At 67.7% G+C, this 21,013-nt stretch carries 27 protein-coding genes; 13 read left to right on the top strand and 14 right to left on the bottom strand.

The genetic code is table 11. The features are described from left to right. Window positions 1–131: 131 nt before the first annotated feature. Together ACVWWW_RS05240 and ACVWWW_RS05235 are read left to right on the top strand one after the other, a co-directional pair. The gene (locus ACVWWW_RS05240; protein WP_027082491.1) at window positions 132–434 is read left to right on the top strand and encodes a hypothetical protein; all 303 of its coding nucleotides are present in this window, start codon (window positions 132–134) and stop codon (window positions 432–434) included. 177 nt (window positions 435–611) lie between these two features. Beyond that, complete coding sequence (locus ACVWWW_RS05235) at window positions 612–1,433, top strand: DUF72 domain-containing protein (protein WP_027082490.1); 822 nt, start codon at window positions 612–614, stop codon at window positions 1,431–1,433. Between the two features lie 101 nt (window positions 1,434–1,534). Here the strand turns inward: ACVWWW_RS05235 and ACVWWW_RS05230 are convergent, their stop codons facing one another. Both ACVWWW_RS05230 and ACVWWW_RS05225 read right to left on the bottom strand, forming a co-directional pair. Further along, window positions 1,535–1,834: a cupin domain-containing protein gene (locus ACVWWW_RS05230; RefSeq protein ID WP_027082489.1), complete on the bottom strand. Its 300-nt coding sequence runs from the start codon at window positions 1,832–1,834 to the stop codon at window positions 1,535–1,537. 250 nt (window positions 1,835–2,084) lie between these two features. Then, a complete protein-coding gene (locus ACVWWW_RS05225; RefSeq protein ID WP_027082488.1) occupies window positions 2,085–2,978 on the bottom strand; it encodes a DMT family transporter in 894 nt (297 codons plus the stop codon). Between the two features lie 169 nt (window positions 2,979–3,147). On the opposite strand from ACVWWW_RS05225, the gene ACVWWW_RS05220 reads away from it, so the two are divergent. Both ACVWWW_RS05220 and ACVWWW_RS05215 read left to right on the top strand, forming a co-directional pair. Further along, window positions 3,148–4,041 carry a LysR substrate-binding domain-containing protein gene (locus ACVWWW_RS05220; RefSeq protein WP_036141766.1) on the top strand — a complete coding sequence of 298 codons (894 nt, stop codon included), beginning with the start codon at window positions 3,148–3,150 and terminating at the stop codon, window positions 4,039–4,041. A gap of 61 nt (window positions 4,042–4,102) precedes the next feature. Further along, a complete protein-coding gene (locus ACVWWW_RS05215; protein ID WP_027082487.1) occupies window positions 4,103–5,047 on the top strand; it encodes a DMT family transporter in 945 nt (314 codons plus the stop codon). A 3-nt stretch (window positions 5,048–5,050) separates the two neighbouring features. Here the strand turns inward: ACVWWW_RS05215 and ACVWWW_RS05210 are convergent, their stop codons facing one another. After that, complete coding sequence (locus tag ACVWWW_RS05210; RefSeq protein ID WP_027082486.1) at window positions 5,051–5,410, bottom strand: cupin domain-containing protein; 360 nt, start codon at window positions 5,408–5,410, stop codon at window positions 5,051–5,053. A 111-nt stretch (window positions 5,411–5,521) separates the two neighbouring features. Beyond that, a complete protein-coding gene (locus ACVWWW_RS05205; RefSeq protein ID WP_027082485.1) occupies window positions 5,522–5,923 on the bottom strand; it encodes a VOC family protein in 402 nt (133 codons plus the stop codon). Window positions 5,924–6,050: 127 nt separating this feature from the next. Here ACVWWW_RS05205 and ACVWWW_RS05200 point away from each other — a divergent pair, with 127 nt between their 5' ends. Further along, window positions 6,051–6,446 (top strand): DoxX family protein, encoded by a 396-nt coding sequence (locus ACVWWW_RS05200; RefSeq protein ID WP_027082484.1) that lies wholly within the window; start codon window positions 6,051–6,053, stop codon window positions 6,444–6,446. Between the two features lie 4 nt (window positions 6,447–6,450). Next, entirely contained in the window at window positions 6,451–6,666 is a 216-nt protein-coding gene (locus ACVWWW_RS05195) for an RNA-binding S4 domain-containing protein (protein ID WP_027082483.1), read from the top strand. A 13-nt stretch (window positions 6,667–6,679) separates the two neighbouring features. Here ACVWWW_RS05195 and ACVWWW_RS05190 read toward each other — a convergent pair whose 3' ends face one another. Then, the gene (locus ACVWWW_RS05190; RefSeq protein WP_196804396.1) at window positions 6,680–7,333 is read right to left on the bottom strand and encodes an arylesterase; all 654 of its coding nucleotides are present in this window, start codon (window positions 7,331–7,333) and stop codon (window positions 6,680–6,682) included. Window positions 7,334–7,391: 58 nt separating this feature from the next. Here ACVWWW_RS05190 and ACVWWW_RS05185 point away from each other — a divergent pair, with 58 nt between their 5' ends. Both ACVWWW_RS05185 and ACVWWW_RS05180 read left to right on the top strand, forming a co-directional pair. Continuing rightward, a complete protein-coding gene (locus tag ACVWWW_RS05185; RefSeq protein WP_051235409.1) occupies window positions 7,392–8,111 on the top strand; it encodes an ABC transporter ATP-binding protein in 720 nt (239 codons plus the stop codon). Beyond that, a complete protein-coding gene (locus tag ACVWWW_RS05180; RefSeq protein WP_027082480.1) occupies window positions 8,111–10,615 on the top strand; it encodes an FtsX-like permease family protein in 2,505 nt (834 codons plus the stop codon). Before ACVWWW_RS05185 ends, ACVWWW_RS05180 begins: the two co-directional genes overlap by 1 nt. Before the next feature lie 3 nt (window positions 10,616–10,618). On the opposite strand, the gene ACVWWW_RS05175 is transcribed toward ACVWWW_RS05180, so the two are convergent. Then, window positions 10,619–10,855, bottom strand: a complete 237-nt coding sequence (locus ACVWWW_RS05175; RefSeq protein WP_027082479.1) for a hypothetical protein — start codon at window positions 10,853–10,855, stop codon at window positions 10,619–10,621. Between the two features lie 761 nt (window positions 10,856–11,616). On the opposite strand from ACVWWW_RS05175, the gene ACVWWW_RS05170 reads away from it, so the two are divergent. Together ACVWWW_RS05170 and ACVWWW_RS05165 are read left to right on the top strand one after the other, a co-directional pair. After that, the gene (locus ACVWWW_RS05170; protein ID WP_051234932.1) at window positions 11,617–12,819 is read left to right on the top strand and encodes a zinc-dependent alcohol dehydrogenase; all 1,203 of its coding nucleotides are present in this window, start codon (window positions 11,617–11,619) and stop codon (window positions 12,817–12,819) included. 10 nt (window positions 12,820–12,829) lie between these two features. After that, entirely contained in the window at window positions 12,830–13,234 is a 405-nt protein-coding gene (locus ACVWWW_RS05165; RefSeq protein WP_036141763.1) for a hypothetical protein, read from the top strand. A gap of 8 nt (window positions 13,235–13,242) precedes the next feature. Here the strand turns inward: ACVWWW_RS05165 and ACVWWW_RS05160 are convergent, their stop codons facing one another. Beyond that, entirely contained in the window at window positions 13,243–13,683 is a 441-nt protein-coding gene (locus tag ACVWWW_RS05160; RefSeq protein ID WP_027082477.1) for a nuclear transport factor 2 family protein, read from the bottom strand. A gap of 9 nt (window positions 13,684–13,692) precedes the next feature. Further along, window positions 13,693–14,046, bottom strand: coding sequence for a hypothetical protein (locus ACVWWW_RS05155; RefSeq protein ID WP_036141760.1), 354 nt, complete (start codon window positions 14,044–14,046; stop codon window positions 13,693–13,695). Window positions 14,047–14,095: 49 nt separating this feature from the next. Here ACVWWW_RS05155 and ACVWWW_RS05150 point away from each other — a divergent pair, with 49 nt between their 5' ends. Next, window positions 14,096–14,611, top strand: coding sequence for a GNAT family N-acetyltransferase (locus ACVWWW_RS05150; RefSeq protein ID WP_027082475.1), 516 nt, complete (start codon window positions 14,096–14,098; stop codon window positions 14,609–14,611). Here ACVWWW_RS05150 and ACVWWW_RS05145 read toward each other — a convergent pair. The 5 genes from ACVWWW_RS05145 to ACVWWW_RS05125 form a co-directional block, all read right to left on the bottom strand. Further along, window positions 14,596–15,081, bottom strand: a complete 486-nt coding sequence (locus tag ACVWWW_RS05145; RefSeq protein ID WP_456998648.1) for a hypothetical protein — start codon at window positions 15,079–15,081, stop codon at window positions 14,596–14,598. The two genes, ACVWWW_RS05150 and ACVWWW_RS05145, sit on opposite strands and share 16 nt — an antisense overlap. Window positions 15,082–15,146: 65 nt before the next feature. Continuing rightward, on the bottom strand, window positions 15,147–15,425 hold the full coding sequence (locus tag ACVWWW_RS05140) for a DUF3253 domain-containing protein (protein WP_027082473.1): 279 nt from the start codon (window positions 15,423–15,425) through the stop codon (window positions 15,147–15,149). Between the two features lies 1 nt (window position 15,426). After that, on the bottom strand, window positions 15,427–17,097 hold the full coding sequence (gene hutU, locus ACVWWW_RS05135) for a urocanate hydratase (RefSeq protein ID WP_027082472.1): 1,671 nt from the start codon (window positions 17,095–17,097) through the stop codon (window positions 15,427–15,429). A 95-nt stretch (window positions 17,098–17,192) separates the two neighbouring features. Beyond that, on the bottom strand, window positions 17,193–17,552 hold the full coding sequence (locus ACVWWW_RS05130) for a hypothetical protein (protein WP_027082471.1): 360 nt from the start codon (window positions 17,550–17,552) through the stop codon (window positions 17,193–17,195). An 88-nt stretch (window positions 17,553–17,640) separates the two neighbouring features. Beyond that, window positions 17,641–18,159 (bottom strand): DUF4440 domain-containing protein, encoded by a 519-nt coding sequence (locus tag ACVWWW_RS05125; RefSeq protein WP_036141758.1) that lies wholly within the window; start codon window positions 18,157–18,159, stop codon window positions 17,641–17,643. A 96-nt stretch (window positions 18,160–18,255) separates the two neighbouring features. Between ACVWWW_RS05125 and ACVWWW_RS05120 the strand changes: the two genes are divergently transcribed. Further along, window positions 18,256–19,494: an alkaline phosphatase family protein gene (locus ACVWWW_RS05120; protein WP_027082470.1), complete on the top strand. Its 1,239-nt coding sequence runs from the start codon at window positions 18,256–18,258 to the stop codon at window positions 19,492–19,494. A 69-nt stretch (window positions 19,495–19,563) separates the two neighbouring features. On the opposite strand, the gene ACVWWW_RS05115 is transcribed toward ACVWWW_RS05120, so the two are convergent. Then, entirely contained in the window at window positions 19,564–20,796 is a 1,233-nt protein-coding gene (locus ACVWWW_RS05115; RefSeq protein ID WP_051234930.1) for a formimidoylglutamate deiminase, read from the bottom strand. A gap of 58 nt (window positions 20,797–20,854) precedes the next feature. Between ACVWWW_RS05115 and ACVWWW_RS05110 the strand changes: the two genes are divergently transcribed. Then, window positions 20,855–20,995 (top strand): hypothetical protein, encoded by a 141-nt coding sequence (locus ACVWWW_RS05110; RefSeq protein WP_155914204.1) that lies wholly within the window; start codon window positions 20,855–20,857, stop codon window positions 20,993–20,995. Window positions 20,996–21,013: the final 18 nt, after the last annotated feature.

Genomic DNA, 21,013 nt, shown 5'->3' with positions numbered 1-21,013 from the left:
CGCGGAATCTAGCCGGGACGCGTCACCCCGTCTACGCGATGAACCGCTCAGCTGCAGGGCGCAGCCCATCACACGGCCTTTGCCGCTGCGTGCCTAGCCTCGAAACCGCCCTAACACCGGACGTAAATGCCATGCCCGTGATGCGTATGCGAGTGACAGGCAGCGACCACCACGCCCGCGCCATCGGCAATCTGCTGCAGAGCATCGACGGCATCGAGCACGTCGAAGAAGTGGCGGATCTGATGCCGCATGCCGACGACGACGATTCGAGTTCAGCAGGCCTGCCCGACGACCAGGGCCCCGGCGTGCACGAACTCGAAGTCGAAGCCGGCAACGACTACACCGTGCAGCGCGTGCGCGACGCGGTCGAGGCCTTGGCCCACGACCTCGACGTGATGGTCGAGTTCGAGAACGACGACGACTGGAACAGCTGAGCGAACGATGCCGCGTGTCGCGCCCCTGATGCGAACGACTAGCCCGCGCACGATGGTGCGCGAGCCTGCGCGCGTCCACGGCCCGACGGGAGCCTGATCATGCAAGGCCGGCTGCACGAAGCGCTGCTGTCGGACCTTTCTCCGCGGACGAGCACGTATCTGGCCGGCGCACCCGCGATGTTCGGTAGCGGCGTGCCTGCGGTCGACGGCATTCGCATCGGCATCGGTGGCTGGACGTATGCACCGTGGCGCCACACGTTCTATCCGCCGGGCCTGGTGACGCGTCGCGAACTCGAATACGCGAGCCGTCGTTTTTCGACCGTCGAAATCAACGGCACGTTCTACGGCGCGCGTCGTGCCTCCGAATACGCGCAGTGGCGCGAGCAAACGCCGGAAGGCTTCGTGTTCTCGGTCAAGGCGCCGCAGCACATCACGCAGCGCGGGCCGCTGGCGAAATGCGGCAAGGCCGCGTGGGCGTTCCTCAATGGTGGACTCGCCGAACTCGGCGATCGGCTCGGCCCCGTGCTCTGGCACATGCCGCCGAGCCGATTGTTCGACGCCGACGATCTCGCTGCATTCCTCGACCTGCTGCCGCGCACGCTGGACGGGCGACCGTTGCGTCATGTCATCGAACCGGGTCATCCGAGTTTCGTCGACCCGCGCTTCATCGAGATCGCGCGTGGCTTCGGTGCCGGCACCGTTTTTACCGACGCGCCCGACATGCCGGTATTCGGCGACGTCACCGGGCGCATCGTCTACCTGCGACTGATGCGCTCGCGAGTGGATCTCGCTGAAGGTTACGAAGGTGCGGAACTTGATACCTGGCTCGAGCGCGCGCGCGAATGGGCGCGTGGCGAAGAGCCCAGCGACGTGCCACATCTCGTCGAACCGGCGTCGACGCTAGGCAAGCGCGAGGTCTACGTCTACTTCATCGGCGGTGCGAAGCAGCGCAATCCGGCTGCGGGCATGGCGATGATTTCGCGGTTGCTGCGTCGCTGATCTGCAACGCCTAAACGTCGCCGCGCCAGCGCGGTACGTGGGCGATCGCTGCACTACCGACATCCACTACAGCCGCGTAACGACTGCGCTTCGACGAGCCGTCAGGCGTCGATGGTCACCAGCGTGCCGTGGCTGCCTTCGGCGACCGCATGCGGAACGTTGGCGGGAACGATGTACACCTCGCCGGCGCGCACGTGGGTGATCGCGCCTCCGATATCGAGGTTCATCTGCCCTTCCAGAACCAGCAACGCTTCGTCGACCGCATGCGACTCGTTCGGATAGGCACGGCCGTCCATGCGCGTCACCTTGACGTTGGCGCCCGCGGCGCGACCGACGACGGTCGAACACCACGCTTCTGGCAGCGTCGAGGCAAGAGCGACGAGATCCTTATGTACTGCCATCGGAAAGCTCCGTGGTGAATCTTGGATGTTTCGCGAGGGTCATCGCGAGCGTTGACCGAACGATTGCGGCCAAGTCCTCGCCCGATCGACAATGACTGCTCGACGCATACTGGCGGACGCGAACCTTATCGCCGCGTTCGCGTATGCATCGATCGAATGAATCAAGTCACGATGCTGGTCCCGCGATCCGCCGCAAGGTGCTCCGCGGTGCCGTAACGCGACGCGAGATACGCAGCCGCGAACGTCGACATCACTTCGCGCGCTGGCTCATCGCCACGCTGCCGAGAATGAGCGCGCCGGCGATCACCATGCGCAGCGTCGGTGCTTCGCCAAGCAGCATCCACGCCCAGGCGACGCCGAACAGCGGAACGAGGTACGTCACCGTCGACGCACGCCCCGCGCCGATGCGTGCAATCAGGCGGTAGTACATGACGAACGCGATGCCGGTGCACATCACCCCAAGCAGAATCACCGACAGCCATGCATGCGCGGACGGCATCTGCGTCGGCCACTGCGCGATGCCGAACGGCGCGACGAGGATCGCGCTGCACAGCAGCGTCGCCGGCGCGACCGCACTGGCCGGCAGGCCGGTCAGGTGTCGACGCACCAGGTTGATGCCGACGCCGTAGAGCAGCGCGGCCGCGGAACCCGCCATTACCGCAGGGCCGATGTCGGCGCCTGCGATGCGACCGCTCGCCAACACGACCACGCCGGCGAAACCGGTCGCCAGCGTGACGCTACGCGCCAAGCCGATCTTTTCACGGAAGAACATCGCGCCGACCAATGCGGTGAACAGGACGGTCATCGCATTGCAGATGGCGCCGACGCCCGCCGGCGCGCGTTCGGCGCCCCAGGCGAACAGCAGGAACGGGATCGCCGAGTTGATCGCGCCGATCAACGCGAGCTTCGGCCACATGCGCAGCGGGAACGACGCCCGCGCCTTCCACAGGAACGGCATCAGCACGATCGCGCCGAGCGCGAGGCGCAGCTCGACCAGCGCGGCCGGCCCGAACTCCGATGCGGCGACACGCATGAACAGGAAGGACGCGCCCCAGATCGCGCCGAGCACGCCGATCTCCAGCGGCGTCACCCAGGACGCGGCGGATGGGACCGCATTGGCGGTGGCGGATGCATTGGCGGACATGGCGTTTCCTCCGGAAAGCGCAGGCTGGGCCCGGCGGCGTCGACGCTATCCGCGTCTTGCGCACCACTGGCCACGAGCGAAGTTGGTGTCGAAGCCTATTGTCCGTGCGACGCGGGGCGGCACAAGCGCATACTTTCGGGGTCCGACCCAAATCTGGCTTGAGGCTCGCATGAGTACCCGCGCGGAATGGCTGTCGGCGCTGGCCGCCTTCGAATCGGCGGCGCGTCACCAGAACTTCGCCCATGCCGGCGAGGAGCTGCACCTAACCGCCAGCGCGGTGAGCCACCACGTGCGCAAGCTGGAATCGCGGCTGGGGCTGCCGCTGTTCCAGCGCCATGCGCGCGGCGTGGCACTGACCGCGGCCGGTCGCCAGCTGGCCGATGCGGCAAGCAGTTCGCTGGCCGACCTCGAGGACGTGCTGCGCGGGCTCAAGGCATCGAGCGAAGACCACGACATCGTGCGCATCGCCACGCTGCATTCCTTCACCTGCGCCTGGCTGATGCCACGGCTGCCGCGCTTCGCGGCGATGCACCCGGGCGTGCGGCTGAGCATCGAAACCGGCTTCGCCCTCGCCCGCTTCGACGACAGCGGCCCGGACCTCGCGATCCGCCACGGCGGCGGCCAGTGGCCAGGCGCGCAGGCCACGAAGCTGATGGACGAACATCTCTTCCCCGTCGCCGCACCGACGATGCCGGGCATCGCCGAAACCAAGACCGCACGCGACGTCGCGAGCCTTCCGCTGGTGGCCGACAACGCACGCCAGGGCTGGCACGACTGGTTCCGCGCGGCGAAGGTGCTGGGCATCACGCCGGACGAGCGCTTCCGCTTCACCGATTCCACGGGCGCGCTCGAAGCCTCGGCGACGGGGCTAGGTGCGGTGCTCGCACGCGAACACATCGTCGCGCCCTACCTCGCCAACGGCCGGCTCGTGCAGCTGCCGGGGCCGTCGCTCACCGCGCGCTGGGCGTACTACATCGTGGTGCCGACGCATCGTCGCCTGCGCCCCGCCGCGCAGACGTTCGTTGACTGGGTGATCGACGAAGCGCGCGCGCACGCCGGCTGACTCGCGCGTTCCGTGACGACCGCGGCGCGGCATCGACGCATGCACCACCGATAATGTCGCGATGTCGACACCCGAAACCCGCCGCGCCTTCCTGCAGATCCACGCCTGCGTGGTGCTGTGGGGCTTCACCGCCATCCTCGGCAAGCTAATCAGCCTGCGCGCGTTGCCGCTGGTGTGGTGGCGCATGTTGTTCGTGGTCGCGGTGCTCGCGTGCGTTCCGCGCGTATGGCGCGGCCTGCGTGCGATGCCGGGCCGCCTCATCGCCGCGTACGGCGGCATCGGCGTGCTGGTCTCACTGCACTGGCTGACGTTCTACGGCTCGATCAAGTTGTCGAACGCGTCGGTCGGCGCGACATGCATCGCGCTCGGCACGGTGTTCACCGCAATGGTCGAACCCTGGCTCGCACGCACGCGCTTCCAGCCGCGTGATTTCCTGCTCGGCGTCGCCGTGCTGCCGGGCGTCGCGCTCGTCGTTGGCGGCATTCCGCATGGCATGCGGGCGGGTGTGGCGGTCGGCACGTTGTCGGCGTTGCTGGTCGCGCTGTTCGGTTCGCTCAACAAGCGGCTCGTCGAACACGGCGATGCGTTGACGGTGACGGCGATCGAACTCGCCGCGGGCACCGTCGCGCTGACGCTGCTGTCGCCGCTCATGAGCGTTCTGATGCCGGGCGAAGGGCTCGCGCTCGCCCTCCCCTCGCTACGCGATATCGGGCTGCTGCTGGTGCTGTCGATCGGCTGCACGCTGGTGCCGTATGCGTTGTCGCTGGTCGCGCTGAGGCACATGAGCGCGTTCGCCGCGCAGCTCGCGGTGAACCTCGAACCCGTTTACGCGATCGTGCTGGCGATCCTGCTGCTGGGCGAGCAGCGCCAGTTGAGCATCACATTCTATGCGGGCGTGGCCATCATTCTCGGTGCGGTGCTCGCGTATCCGCTGCTGCACCGGCTGCGTCGCATCGAGCATCCCGAGATGCTCGCGGCATCGGAAGCCAAGGGCGCGGTCGACTGAGCGTCAGCCGCGCTTGCGGCCCGGCCCTTTCGGATCGCCGTCGCGCGCAAACGCCGGCGGGTAATAGAAGTTGAGCGTGCGCAGCAGACCGCTGCCGGTGTTGCGTACTTCGTGCCGCTCGCCCTTCTCGATGACGAGCAGGCGGCCCGGCTCCAGCGTGACGCGACGCTTGCGCCCGTCGACTTCCACCGTCGCCACACCGCGGCCGTCGACCACGTAGAGCCATTGATCCGCGCCGCGGTGATAGTTGTCGTCGCCGCCTTCGGTGTCACCGGGCGGCAGCACCATCTCCGCGCACTGCGCGCGGCGTACTTCGAACGCGACGCGGAACCCTTCGCCGAACCTGAGCTTCTTGGTGTGCATGGCCGCCTCCTGCACGAAGGCTGGCAGCGCACATGTCGACGGCCGATCAGTCCCGGAAACGACGAAGGCGCCGCAACTCGCGACGTCTTCGGGTCGACCACGTATCGACGGTCACGCGGCCGGCGCGTGGTCCGACTGGTCGAACGTCATGTGGCAGATGTTGAGCTTGTTGCCGTCGAGGTCGCGGAAGTAGCCGGCGTAGAAGCCGGGGAAGCGTTCGCCCGGCGCGCCTTCGTCGGTACCGCCGAGTTCCAGCGCCTTCGCATGCACCGCGTCGACCTGCGCACGGTCCTTCGCTTCCAGCGCGACCATCACGCCGTTGCCGACGGTCGCGGCGTTCTTGTCGAACGGCACGGTGACGCCGAGGCCGGCGCCGTGTCCGCCCGTGCCGTAGGCGATGAAATAGCCGGGCTGCTCCATCTCGCGCTTTCCGCCGATGAGCGCGAGCAAAGTGTCGTAATACGCGGCCGCGCGCGCGAGGTCGTTCGTGCCGATGGTGGTGTAGGCGATCATCCGTGCGTCTCCGGAAAGCGAGCCGGGATGCTAACCCGTTCACACGATGCGAAGGCCGCCGGCTGCTGGCGGAGACAGCCGCGCGCTGTTGCGTCTATGCTCGCCGCGTTCGAACAGGGGGAACGCCATGAACGCCAACACCCAGCACGATATCGCCAAGCTCCTGCTCCGCGTCACGCTCGGCGTGCTGATCCTTTTCCACGGGCTGTCCAAGCTCAACGGCGGCATGGGCGGCATCGTCCACATGGTCGAGGCGCATGGCCTGCCCGGCGCGCTCGGTTACGGTGTGCTGCTGGGCGAAGTGATCGGCCCGCTGATGCTCATCGCCGGCTTCCACGCGCGTATCGGCGCGGTGCTGGTCTTCATCAACATGGTGATCGCCGTGCTGCTCGTGCACATGCGCCAGATCGGCTCGTTCAACGAGCAGGGCGGCTGGGCGCTGGAGCTGCAGGGGATGTATCTCGTCTCTGCGCTGGCGCTCGCACTGCTCGGCCCGGGACGCTTCAGCGTCAACGAGCGCTGACGGCATGACGCGGACGATCGACTTCGCGCTCGAAAGCGAGTTCGTCGAACTCAACCAGCTGCTCAAGCTGGTCGGGCTTTGCGACAGCGGCGGCGCAGGCAAGCAGATCGTCGCCAGCGGCGCCGTCAACGTCGACGGCGCCGTGGAACTGCGCAAGACCGCAAAGATCCGCGCGGGTCAGGTGGTGCGCGTCGGACTGGTGGAAATCCACGTCACCTGACGCGACGTATCGCTCAACGCAGCAGCGGCTGCAGCGACGGCCACACGTGATTCAGCAGCTGGCCTTGGACCGCCGCGGTCGGGTGCAGGTTGTCGCGCTGGAAGGCGGTGCGGTCGAGCATGATCGGCTCGAGGAAGAACGGCAGGAGCGACGCACCGTTGGTCCGCGCGACCGTCGTATACGCATTCGCGAAACCTTCCGTATACGCGCGGCCCAGATTCGGCGGCATGCGCATGCCCAGCACCAGCACCTTTGCGCCCGATGCGCGCGACATCTTCACCATGCGGTCGAGATTCGCCTGCATGTCCCGCACCGGCAGCCCGCGTAGGCCGTCGTTCGCGCCGAGTTCGATCACCACCACCGACGGCTTCGCGCGTGAGAGCGCCGCGGGCAGTCGCGACAGGCCGCCTGATGTTGTCTCGCCGCTCACGCTGGCATTGACCACCGACCATCGCCCGCCGTCGGCGCGCAGCCGCTGGCCCAGCAGCGACACCCAGCCCTGCGACACCGCGATGCCGTAACCGGCCGACAGCGAGTCGCCCATCACCAGCACGGTGTGCGTCGTTGCGGGCGCGCGGACGGGCGCCTTGGCCGACACCGGCGCGACCACCGCGAGGGCGAACAGAAGTACCACCCACCAAAGGCCCTGTTGAACACGGCCCCTCATGCCTTCATATGTCTTGCTCATGCAGTCCTCCGGCCGACCCGGCCTCACTGGAGACATGATGCTCGACGCCACCGTGAACCCCGGCCGAAGGACCGCGCCCTCCGCGCTCGCCGTGGAGGGTCTCGGCAAGCACGTGCCGCTGCCGGCCGGCGACCTGGTGATCCTGCAGGACATCGGCTTCTCCATCGCGCCGGGCGAGACGATCGCCGTCGTGGGCGCGTCGGGCTCCGGCAAGAGCACGCTGCTCTCGCTGCTCGCCGGGCTTGATGTGCCGTCGTCGGGCCGCGTGCTGCTCGACGACGCGCCGCTGTCGTCGCTCGACGAGGACGGCCGTGCGCGCGTCCGCGGTGAGAAGGTCGGCTTCGTCTTCCAGAACTTCCAGCTGCTGCCATCGCTCACCGCGCTCGAGAACGTGATGCTGCCGCTCGAGTTGCGCGGTGATGCGGATGCCGAAGCGCCTGCGCGTTCGATCCTGCAGCGCGTCGGTCTTGCCGAGCGTCTCGGTCACTACCCGCGGCAACTGTCCGGCGGCGAGCAGCAACGCGTCGCCCTCGCCCGCGCATTCGTCACGCGTCCCGGCCTTCTGTTCGCCGACGAGCCCACCGGCAACCTCGACACCCGCACCGGCGCGGCCATCATCGAGCTGCTGTTCGAACTCAATGCGCAGGCCGGCACCACGCTGGTACTGGTGACGCACGACGACGCACTCGCCACGCGATGCAGCCGGCGTCTTCGCCTCGACGCCGGCCGTCTGGTCGACGACTCGGCGACCGCCTGATGCCGACCGCGCTCGTCCTCGCCTGGCGCCAGCTCCGCCGCGACCTGCGCGCGGGCGAAGTGCGCATCCTGCTCGCGGCGATCGTGCTGGCGGTGCTCGCGGTGACCGCCGTCGGTTTCGTCACCGACCGCGCTGATCGAGCATTGGCGATCGAAGCGAATCGACTGCTCGGCGGCGACGCGGTGCTGCGTGGCGACGATCCGCCATCGAAACGACAACTCGAAGCAGCACGTGCACCCGGACTGCGCGCCACCGGAACGCGCGAACTCACGACGATGGCGTCGGTCGGCGAAGGCGATGCGCAGCGGCTGAAGCTCGCCGATCTGCGTGCGCTTGGCGAAGGCTTCCCGCTGCGCGGAAACTTCAAACTCGTCGACGCGCAAGGCCGCGAAACCAGTGCAACGCACGGCCCCGCGCCCGGCACTGCATGGCTGACCCGCAACGGCGCGCAGGCGCTGGACGCGAAGCTCGGCGACGTGGTGACGCTCGGCGATGCGTCGTTTCCGATCAGCGCCATCGTCGCGCAGGAGCCGGACGCGTCGACCGACATGTTCAACATCGCGCCGCGCGTTCTGATCGCGATGGCGGATCTCGCGCGCACGGGACTCGTGCAGCCGGGCAGCCGCGTCGAATACAAGCTCGTGGTCGCGGGCGATGCCGGCGCGGTCGAACGATTCACGGCGCTCGCCAAGTCCTCGCGTATCCGCGGACAGCGGCTCGACACCATCGGCAGCGCGCGACCCGAAGTTCGATCCGCGCTCGATCGTGCAGGCCGCTTCCTCGGGCTCGCCGCGATGGTGTCGGTGATGCTGGCGGCGGTGGCCGTCGCGATGGCCGCGCGTCGCCACAGCGAACGCCATCGCCAGGGCGCGGCGGTGATGCGCTGCCTCGGCGCGTCGCAGCGACGCATCGTCGCCATCCATGTCGGCGAGCTGATGCTGCTCGGCGTCGGCGCGAGCGTGATAGGCGTCGTGCTCGCCTTCGCCATGCAATGGGGCATCGGCCTGTGGCTCGCGCAGCGGCTGGGACTGTCGATTCCCCCGGCTGGTTATGCGCCCGCGCTGCAGGGCCTGCTGCTCGGGCTTGTCGTGCTGCTCGCGTTCGGCGCGCCGCCGGTGCTCGCATTGCGTCGCGTGCCCGCACTGCGCGTGCTGCGTCGAGACCTCGATGGCGCGGAACCCAGCGCATGGCTGGTCGGTGCACTCGGTCTCGCCGCGCTTGGCACATTGCTGTGGTGGAAGGCTGGCTCGGCGACGCTCGGTGTCGCGATGCTGGTCGGCATCGTCGCGACGCTTGCGGTTCTCGCACTGCTCGCCGGCCTGCTGATCCTCGCAGTGCGCGCACTTCGATCGCGCATGCGCGGGCCGTTGCGTTACGGGCTCGCCAACGTGAGCCGGCGCTCGGGTACCAGCGTGGCGCAGGTCTGTGCGCTGGGCCTCGGGCTGATGGCGCTGCTGCTGCTCACGTTCGTGCGCACCGACCTGCTCGACCGCTGGCAGCACTCGCTGGCGACCGATGTGCCGAACCGCTTCATTATCAACGTGCAGCCGGAACAGGTGGCCGGTGTTCGCGATTTCATTCGCGGCGAAGGCCTCGAAGCGCCGGTGATGTTTCCGATGATTCGCGCGCATCTCGTAAGCCGGAACGGCGTGGCGGTCGATCCCAAGCATTACGCCGACGAGGATGCGCGGCGCTTCGCCGAGCGTGAGTTCAACCTGTCGGTCGCCGACAAGCCCGAAGCCAGCAACCACATCGTCGCCGGCCGCTGGTGGACCGGCACGCCGCGTGCGCCGGAACTGTCGGTCGAGAAACGCTTCGCGGATCGGCTTGGATGGAAGGTCGGTGATCGCGTCGGTTTCGATGTCGCCGGCCAGCCGTTCGAAGCGCGCATTACCTCGCTGCGCGAAGTCGACTGGGAAAGCTTCAAGCCCAACTTCTTCGTGGTCGCCTCGCCGCATGCACTCGACGGTTATTCCGCCAGCTGGATCACCGCGGTGCGCGTGCCGGCCTCGCAGCCGCGCTTCACGGCGCGCATCGTCGACCGCTTTCCCAACCTCACGGTGATCGACGTCGATGCGGTGCTCGCGCAGGTGCGCGCGACCGGCGATCAGGTGTCGACGGTCGTGCAGGTCGTGTTCTGGTTCTCGCTCGCGGCCGGCGTGCTGGTGCTGATGGCGGCGGTGACGGCGAGCCAGGACGAGCGTCTGCTCGAAGGCGGCGTGATGCGTGTGCTCGGTGCGCGACGCGGCCAGCTCCGGCTGGCGCAAGCGTCGGAGTTCGTCGCGATCGGGCTGTTGTCCGGGCTGGTCGCTGCAATCGCCGCATCGGTGCTGTCCGGCGTCGTCGCCACGCGCGTGTTCGACCTGCCGTGGCAGTTCGATGCGAAGCCTGCACTCGCCGGCGGCGTGATCGGCACGCTCGCTGCCTTGATTGCCGGTCTGTGGGCGACGCGCCGCGTGCTGGATGCGCCGCCGTCGACGACGCTGCGCGAACTGCAGGACTGACGCCTACATCACCTGCGACGCGATGGCGCCGCGGATCAGCAAGGCATCCTCGCCACGCGCGATGGCCCAGGCATCGAGTCCGATGCCGAGCACGAGGTTGGGGCTGAGCTGTGCGAGATCGACATCGGCGACGCCCATGTCGTGCGCGTCGAGTTCGCGCTGGGCATCGAGTGCGGCGGCGAGTCGTTCGGCCACCACGTGCATCGTGCCGTCGGTCAACTGGAATGCATGGAGACGCATGCATTGCCTCGCGGGCGATCGTGTCGCCATTCCCTGGCCGCATCGGGCGACCGCCGGGTTCGTGGACCCCTTACGAGGAGTCCCCGGCCGACGACGCCGGGGACTCACGCCTCTCAGGAGGCTGGCTCCGCGCTTTGTAGGGCGGAATGCGACGGAGAGCCGTCGCAAGATCACGCTGCGCCGACAGACGTTAGCCATGCGTGATGGGGAAACACGCAGAAAAAACCCCGAGCCAGGGGACTCGGGGCGGAGAGGAAATGACCGCGACCACGGTGGTGCGTGACTACGCGTTGAGGTTTATGCAGCAGCCGTGAGATCCCCGTGACGGCCGCTTGCCGTCCGTCGCATCAGCACTTTCGTGCCGCGATTTTTGTGCGCTGCGGATAAAGAAAGCCCCGGCATGACCGGGGCAGGCAAGCATCGTCGCCGCAGCACACCTGTGCACTCGGTGTGTCGGGGGCCGCGGTCGGTGCCTGTACGGCTTTGCTTGTCGGCGGCCTTGGCGCAAAGGTGCGGCGCGGCGGGTTAACCGACCCTGATCCGCGAATGCACGGCGCGAATGCTGCGCCGCGGCGATGCGGGATCGACATGTGCATGCGATCGCATCGCGCGTATCGGTGCGCGTGCGACACAGCGAGGCCGCACAACCCGAACGAGTCATCGCATGTGTCATCGATGCATCGCGCTTACGGCCGGCTTGCCGCTGCCTAGATGTCGCGCTGCATAGCCTCGATGACACGCCCCAGCGAGAGAGACGACTCATGCTTGCGACGACCTACCGGCGGCCCTACAAGGTGCGCGCCGAACAAATGCCCGAACCGCGCATCGAGCATCCGAACGACGCGATCGTCAAAGTCACCCGTACCTGCATCTGCGGGTCCGATCTGCACCTCTATCACGGCCTTGTGCCCGATACCCGCGTCGGCCAGATCTTCGGCCACGAGTTCTGCGGCATCGTCGAAGAAGTCGGCTCGTCCGTGCAGAACGTCAAGGCGGGCGACCACGTCATCGTGCCGTTCAACATCGCGTGCGGCACCTGCTACTTCTGCCAGCGCGAGTTGTACTCGAACTGCCACAACACCAACCCCGAAGCGACCGCGGTCGGCGGAATATTCGGCTATTCGCATACCACCGGCGGTTTCCATGGCGGCCAGGCCGAATACGCGCGCGTTCCGTTCGCAGACATCGGCCCGACCAAGATTCCCGACGGCATGCATATCGAGGACGCCGTGCTGCTGACCGACGTCGTGCCTACCGGCTACCAAGCGGCGGAAATGGGCGACATCAAGGAGAACGACACCGTCGTGATCTTCGGTGCCGGCCCGATCGGCATCCTCGCAGCGCGTTCGGCATGGCTGATGGGCGCGGGCCGCGTGATCGTCGTCGACCACGTGGACTACCGCCTCGACTTCGTCGCCAAGTGGGGCCCCGCCGAGATCGTCAACTTCAAGGAAGTCGACGACATGGTGGTGCATCTCAAGAAGATGACCGACTGGCTCGGCGCCGACGTCTGCATCGACTGCGTGGGCGCGGAAGCCGACGGCTCGCTCTGGCAGTCGATCACCGGCGTGCGCATGAAGATCCAGGCTGGCGCCGCGACTGCGCTGCAGTGGGCGATCAACTCGGTGCGCAAGGGCGGCAACATCTCCATCGTCGGCGTCTACGGCCCGACGGTGAACATGGTTCCGATCGGCAATGCGCTCAACAAGGGCCTCACCATCCGCGGCAACCAGGCGAGCGTGAAGCGCCACCTTCCGCGGCTGATCGAGCACGTCATGGCCGGGCGCATCAAGCCACGCGAAATCATCACGCACCGCGTGCCGCTGGAAGATGTCAACGACGCGTACCACATGTTCTCGGCCAAGAAGGACGGCTGCATCAAGACCGTACTGATCCCGCCGGGCATGAGCAGCATCGAAACCGCAACGTCCGGCGCATCGACGCCGACGCAGCACCTGCATTGAGGAGACCGACATGACCTTCGACCGTTCGCAGATCCCCGGTTGGGGCGCCGATCTCGATCGCAAGAATCGCCCCGCGGTGCCGATGGAGCGCCAGCCGCCGCGACTCGAAAACGTGCACTGGGAGATTCCCGAAGCACAGCCGCAGACCGTGGAAATCCTGCATTCCATCGAACGCCCGGGCCTTACGCCCGTGTTCGGTAGCGCATGTCCGCCTAGCGGCTTGTCCGGCAAGATCCGTCGTGCGGCTTTTCGCCATAGCGAAGGCCGGCTGCGTCACTGGATGATGCTGCTGCTGGCCGATCGCGTGAACGTGATCGAAGGCCTGTTCGACGATGCACGCAAGTCGAAGCGCGTGCATTCGGTGGCGGCCGTCGGGCTGGTCGGCCTGATCGCGTTCCTTTGGCTGCGCAAGTAGTGCGCTGATCAGTGCGTCGTCGCGGGCCGCTTGGATGCGTGGCTCGCGACGAGCACCCAGTGCTTTGATCGCAGCACCCAGGTGTCGGTAAACGCGAAGTCGGCGGTGAATGCCTGCCCGCCCGACGTGCCGCGAATGTGCGTGATGCCGGTGATCACCGCCGCATCGCCATATCGACGCACGACCTGGTCCCTGTTGCGGAACTCGTCGTAACGCGGCTCGCGCTTCACCACTTCGTCGAGGGTCTGCTGCAGGTTCTCGACCGCGCCGCTCGAGCCGGTAAGCGTGAAGCCGGGATCGAGCGCGCGTCGCAGGTAGGCCGCATCACCGACTTCGAACGCGTGACAGACGGCGGCTTCGGTTGTGCGCAGATCGCGTTCGACGTGATCGGCCGCGAACGCGACGTTGGACATCAGCAGTGCAACGGACAAAAACGCGAGCCGCTTCATACGATCTCCTCAGGACGATTTGCCGTCGGCTTCCCAGTGGAACCGATGCAATAACCGATGCGCCATCGGCGCGACCACCAGGCCGGCGGCGACGAGAAACACCAGACCGGCGTAAAGCGCATACAGACCTGCGAACAGCTTCCCCGGCTGCGTCTTCGGCGCATCCACCGGCCCCATACCGCCAAGCAGCATCGACGCGTTGAGGAACGCGTCGGTGGGCGTCAGCGATTCGAACGCCATGTAGCCGACCATGCCGATGCCGAGCGAGAGCGCGAGCAGCGCGGACGCCACGAGCACGTGCTTGCCGATGCGGCGCAGGAACTGCGCACGGGTGAGGGGCGGACGGCCGCGATGTTCGTACATGCGGCCGATGCTAGCGCGACCGGCTTCGGCCGCCTACGATCCGGCGGCCATGACCGACGAACGCATCCTTCTTCGCGACCCGACGCCCGACGATCGCCCTACCCTGCTCGCGCTCAACGAGGCGTCGGTCGCAGTGCTGAGTCCGATGGATGCGTCGCGGCTGGACGCGTTGCTGACGCAGAGCGCGATGTGCCGCGTCGTCGAACACGAGGGCGTCGTGCGTGCGTTCGTGCTCACATTCCGCGAACGTGCCGCCTACGACAGCGTCAACTATCGATGGTTCGACGCACGCTATCCGCGATTCCTGTACGTCGATCGCGTGGTGGTCGACTCACGGCTTCGCGGCGCGGGCTTCGGCCAACGCTTGTATGCGGACGTATTCGACCGCGCAAGATGCGATGACGTCCCGTACGTGACCTGCGAGTTCGATATCGAGCCGCCGAACCCCGCGTCCGAGCGCTTCCATGCGCGGCAGGGTTTCGTCGAAGTCGGGCGTCAGACCTTGCCCGGCGGGAAGCAAGTCAGCCTGCGGGCCGCGGACGTTGCCGCTCAGTCGATGCGGTAGACGCGCGCCTTCGGGTGGTCTTCGTCGAGTTCGAAGAACCAGCGGCCCGCGACGCCCGGCACCAGGCGCACGCTCGGCGAATCGATGGCGTGCGACAGCTTCACCGTGCCCTTGAGCACCTTCCACTGCTGACCATTATCGAGTTCGAACACAGTGCCCGCCGACCATCCGGACACGCTGCCGCGAACCTTCGCGGCGATCGGCGCATTGTCGAGGCCGATGTACTGCATCGGTGCGGTGCTGGCTTTCGCGACGTCCGCCTCGACGCTTGAAGCCGTGCGTGTCGCGGCGTCGCGCGCATCCGCGGCTTCGAGCAACGCATCCAGCTGCTCGAGCTGCTGGCGCGTCATGCCGGTCGACGCGATCTGTTCCGGCGTCAGCCGCTTCGAGATCGGGACGTAGCGACCCGCCGCGACAGCGCCAAACGATGCAACGAGCAGCAAGGCGAACAGGGCGCGGCGCACGGTCATGGCAGGTCGATCCGGACGGATTGCCGCCACGTTATGACCGCCGTGTTGCAGTTCGGAGACAGCGATCAGGCGTCGACCGGGAACAGCGGACCGCGACGCAGACGAACGGGTCCGGCGGCCATCAGCACGCTGGCCGACGGCAGCACCTGCTCACCCTGCGTGACCAGCAATACGCGCGTTTCTGACAGCGTTGCAGCGACGCGACGCACGTCGGGCATCGCAGCACGCCACGCGTCGTCACCCGCGAGCGAACGCGCAACTTCCGACGGGCAGATCGATGCAGTGGCCGATCTCGCAGACAGCAACGCGACGATCGTTTCGCGGATCGTCGCGTCGTCCGTCATGTCAGGCACCGAGCATCGGCAGCTTCAGGCCCTGCTCCACCGCGCACTGCTGCGCGATCTCGTAGCCCGCGTCGGCATGGCGCATCACGCCAGTGCCCGGGTCGTTCCACAGCACGCGTGCGAGGCGACGGTCCGCCGCTTCGGTGCCGTCGCAGACGATCACGACGCCCGAGTGCTGCGAATAGCCCATGCCGACGCCGCCACCGTGGTGAAGCGATACCCACGTCGCGCCGCCGGCGACGTTGAGCATCGCGTTGAGCAGCGGCCAGTCGGAGACCGCGTCGCTGCCGTCCTTCATCGATTCGGTTTCGCGATTCGGCGACGCGACCGAGCCGCTGTCGAGATGATCGCGACCGATCACCACCGGCGCCTTCAGCTCGCCATTGCGCACCATCTCGTTGAACGCGAGCGCGAGCTTGTGGCGCTGGCCGAGGCCGACCCAGCAGATGCGCGCCGGCAGGCCCTGGAACGCGATGCGCTCGCGCGCCATGTCGAGCCAACGATGCAGATGCGCATCGTCAGGAATCAGCTCCTTCACCTTCGCGTCGGTCTTGTAGATGTCTTCCGGATCGCCACTCAGCGCAACCCAGCGGAATGGGCCGACACCGCGGCAAAACAGCGGCCGCACGTACGCCGGCACGAAACCCGGGAAATCGAACGCGTTCGTGCAGCCTTCGTCGAACGCCATCTGGCGGATGTTGTTGCCGTAGTCGAAGGTCGGAATGCCCTGCTTCGCGAACTCAAGCATCGCTTCGACATGCACGCGCATCGACTTCTTCGCTTCGTCGCGCACGCGCTGCGGATCGGTCTTCTGCGCGGCCTGCCACTGCTCGACCGTCCAGTCGATCGGCAGGTAGCCGTGCACCGGATCGTGCGCGCTGGTCTGGTCGGTCACTGCATCGGGACGCACGCCGCGACGCACGAGTTCCGGCAGCACGTCGGCGGCGTTTCCAAGCAGTGCGATCGACTTCGCTTCGCCGGCTTTCGTGTACTTCTCGATGCGTGCGAGCGCGTCGTCGAGATCGGTCGCCTGCTCGTCGACGTAACGCGTCTTCAACCGGAAATCGATGCTCTTCTGCTGGCATTCGATGGTGAGCGAGCACGCGCCGGCCAGCGTCGCCGCGAGCGGCTGCGCGCCGCCCATGCCGCCGAGGCCGGCGGTGAGGATCCAGCGGCCCGTCAGATCGCCGTCGTAATGCTGACGGCCCATCTCGACGAACGTTTCGTACGTGCCCTGCACGATGCCCTGCGAGCCGATGTAGATCCACGAGCCGGCTGTCATCTGGCCGTACATCATCAAGCCCTTCTTATCGAGCTCGTTGAAGTGTTCCCACGTGGCCCAGTGCGGCACGAGGTTGCTGTTGGCGAGCAGAACGCGTGGTGCATCGGCGTGCGTCGGGAAGATGCCGACCGGCTTGCCTGATTGGATCAGCAGCGTCTCGTCGTCGTTGAGCTCGCGCAGTGATTTCAGGATGGCGTCGAAGCATTCCCAGTCGCGCGCGGCGCGGCCGATGCCGCCGTAGACCACCAGTTCCGCCGGGTTCTCGGCGACGTCGGGGTCCAGGTTGTTCTGCAGCATCCGAAACGGCGCTTCGGTGAGCCAGGACTTGCAGGTCAGTGCGGTGCCGCGCGGGGCGCGGATGATGCGGGACGGATCGACGCGCGTGGACATCGGTGCTTCCGGTGCGGTGATCGCCGGATTATCGCATCGCCGAAAACGACGACGCCCGGCCGGAGCCGGGCGTCAGGAGCCGCGCGTGAATCGCGTCAGTGGATCGACGGATCCAGCATGCGCAGCGCGTCGGCGATATCGGTCTGACCGGTGCTGCGCAGGTCGTCCTGCGTGTAGACGCGGCCCGGGCCGTGGTTGGCGCAGCCCTGATTGCCCGAGCGCGACCGGGCGCGGATCAGGGTGCCGGTTTCGCGCAGGCAGTTCGGATGCGCTTCGGCGTCGGCGATTGCCGCGGCGTTGGCATCGACGATGGGTGTCGGCATCGCAGCTGGCGCCGGGGTGTCAGGCGTGGCGACAGGCGCGGGCTCGACGGCAGGCGCCGGGGCGGCCTGCTGCGCGAAGGCGGGCAGCGCGGCGAGCACGAGCGTGGCGAGGAAAAGGGGGCGTCGGTTCATGGCGGGTCTCCCGAAAGGTCGACCCGGCCACGATACGCCTCTGCCGCGTCGTCGGCGCATGCGGCAGGCGCGCGGATTCAGGCCCGGCTTACGCGCCCGGGCACGTGGTCGGGCGCGCCTTGCGGAAGGCCTCGGCTTCGGCGGGCTGGACCTCGCGCGGCGGCGTGCCGCCGTCGAACACCACCTGCCAGACGCCCTGCGCATTGCGACGCCAGACCGACTCGAACGTGCCCTGCGTAAGCCGCGTCGCGCCGTTCTCCGTTTCCTCGACCAGCGCCGGCCCGGTCGACCACGCGATGTCGCCGACCACCGTCGTGCGCACCGGATACCACTCGAGCCGGATGCCGTCGCCGCGCACGATCGGCGCCCATGCGCGGACGATCGCGTCGCGGCCGCGTTGCGGTCGCGGCGAGCCGGCGGCGAACGCGGCATCGGGCGCGACGTGCTCGGCGAACGCCGCGGCGTCGTGATCGGCCACCGACTGCGCGAACGACAACTCGCGCGCGAACACGGCGCATTCGTCGGCGGAGAACGGCGCCGGCCGCGGCGGAACGGGCGCGGCGGCGGCGGCGGCGAGTAGCGGAACGAGCGCGAATGCGAAGGCCATGGACGGAGCTCCGGTGAAGTCCTGCGATGCTGTGCGCATCGTGCGTTCATGACGAGCGGCTAAAGTCATGGTTTCCGCAGACCTCCACGGCCGTACGTGATCCGACCGCTCGTTGTTGCCCTCGCCGCGGCGTCGCTCGCCGCATGCGCATCGCTCGCTCCGCAGTCCGCCGCGCCGGCCACGCCGCCGGTCGCGACCATCCTGATCTCCATCGACGGCTTCCGTGCCGACGCGATCCAGCACGGCCATACGCCGACGCTGGACGTTCTCGCCCGCGACGGCGTGCGTGCCGAATACATGCGGCCGTCGTACCCGAGCCTGACGTTCCCGAACCACTACACGCTAGTGACCGGCCTTCGGCCTGACCACCACGGCATCGTGCACAACACGATGGACGACCCGCAGCTCGGCCACTTCAACATGGACGACGTGGTCGCCACCGGCACCGCCGCGTGGTGGGGCAGCGAGCCGATCTGGGCGACGGTCGAGAAGTCCGGCCAGCACGCGGCCACGATGTTCTGGCCCGGCAGCGCCGCGCCGACCGGCGGCGTGCGTCCGTCGGAATGGCGCCTGTTCGACGAGAAGTTCAGCGGCACCGATCGCGTCGACACCGTGCTCGGCTGGCTCGACCGGCCCGAGCCGGCGCGACCGAAGCTCGTCACGCTCTACTTCGAGGACGTCGACCACGCCGAGCACGACCACGGCCCCGCGTCGCCGGAAGCGTTCGCGGCCGAAACCAAGGTCGACGGCTACCTCGCGCGCCTTCGCGCCGGCCTCGCCGCGCGCGGGCTCACCGACCGCGTGAACATCGTCGTCGTCTCCGACCACGGCATGGCGCCGGTTCCGCAGGGCCAGGTCGTCGTGATCGAGGACATGGCGTCGCCGGAGATCGCGGCGAACATCACGACCGGCCAGTCCGTCGGCTTCCGCCCTGTCGCGGGTCACGAAGCCGAAGCGACGGCGAAGCTCGTCGGCCGCCACGACCACTACGAATGCTGGACGCGCGAAACCATGCCGGCGCGCTGGCACTACGGCACCAACGTGCGCGTGCCGCCCATCGTCTGCCAGATGGACGAAGGCTGGGACGCCGTTGCCCGCGCCAAGCTCGCGACGCGTGCGGGCGGCATGCGCGGCTCGCATGGCTACGACCCGGCGCTGCCGTCGATGCGCGCGGTGTTCGTCGCCGACGGCCCGTCGTTCCGCAATGGCGTGGTGCTGCCCGCGATCGACAACGTTGACGTGTATCCGATGCTCGCGCGCGTGCTCGGCGTCACGCCGATGCCGAACGACGGGAATCCATCGGCGCTGACTGGCGCGTTGCGTTCGGACAAGTAATTTGGTGAGTTGATCAAGCCGGTGCGGCTGATGGCCGCATCGGCTTTTTTTATGCGTCGTTCGCGTCGACTAGGCGAGCAGTTTCGACATCGCGGCGCGATAGCGTGTCGCGATCGTCTCCGCATCGACGTGGCGGCCATCGCGCACCACGGTGCGTCCGGCGACATCGACTTCGCGCACCAGCGGTCGATTGCCGGAGAAGATCCAGCGGTCGACGACGTCATCCGCCGTCGCCCCCGCAAGAATCGGCGCGTCCGCATCGAGCACCACGCGATCGTCGTGCGTCGCCTGCCCCGACGAATTGAGCGCGCTTTCCAGCACACGCTCGAGCAACGTTTCCCCGACACTGGTCGACGCACCGACCGCGACATTGCGACGCCGCGTCACCAGTCGCTGTCCGTATTCCAGCCAGCGCAGTTCCTCGACCGGCGATGTCGACACATGCGAATCCGAACCGATACCGAAGCGTCCGCCGGCATCGACGAACGCGCGCAGCGGAAACAGGCCATCGCCGAGATTCGCTTCCGTCGTTGTACAGATCGCAACCGTCGCACGTGACGCGGCGATGTCGGCTATCTCGCTGTCGTCCAGATGCGTGGCATGCACCAGCGTCCAGCGCGAATCGACCGGTGCATGATCGAGCAACCACTGCACCGGCCGCGCGCCGCGCAACGCGATGCATTCGTCGACCTCGACCGTCTGCTCGGCGATATGGATGTGGATGCGCGAATCGGCCGGCAATGCGGTGAGCACTTCGTGCATCGCGTCTTCCGGCACGGCGCGCAGGCTGTGCAGCGCGCAGCCGACCTGCAACGTGTCGTCGCGGGAATCGCGCAAGGTGTCGAGCAGCCGCAGATACGTGTCGACGTCGTGGCCGAAACGACGCTGGTGCTCGGCGAGTGCCCGGCCGTCGAAACCGCCGGTCATGTACAGCACCGGCAGCAGCGTCAGTCGAATGCCCGTCATGCGCGCCGCGTCGATCAATGCACGCGACATCGCCGCCGGATCCGCATAAGGCCGGCTGTCGACATCGTGGTGCACGTAATGGAACTCGCAGACGGCGGTGTAACCGGCTTCGAGCATCTCGACGTAGAGCTGCGCGGCGACGTCGCGCAACGTGTCGGGGTCGAAGCGCGCGGCCATGCGGTACATGGTTTCGCGCCAGGTCCAGAAGCTGTCGGCCGGGTCCGTCTGCCGCTCGGCCATGCCCGCCATCGCACGCTGGAATGCATGCGAATGCAGGTTGGCGAGGCCGGGCAGTTCCCAGCCGCGGGCGGTGCGCTGGACGGGCGAGTCGGGCATGGGCGGGCGGCAGGCGTCGGGTGCGCTAGGCTACCGCGGCGGCAGGAGGTCGCACCGCATGCGCATCGTCGAATTCGTGGGTTTCGTGGTCGCCGTCATCGCGCTGTTCGCGTGGATGACCGGCGAGCGGCACACGCTCGCGTCGACCGAACGCGATCGCCAGGCCGCGCGCGACGCGGACGACAACGCCGACCGCTGAGGCCGGCCGCACGACGGC

The sequence above is a fragment of the Lysobacter sp. HA18 genome (genome assembly GCF_054057595.1).
The sequence above is the reverse complement of the archived record's forward strand: the minus strand, read 5'-3'. Positions and strand labels throughout refer to the sequence as shown.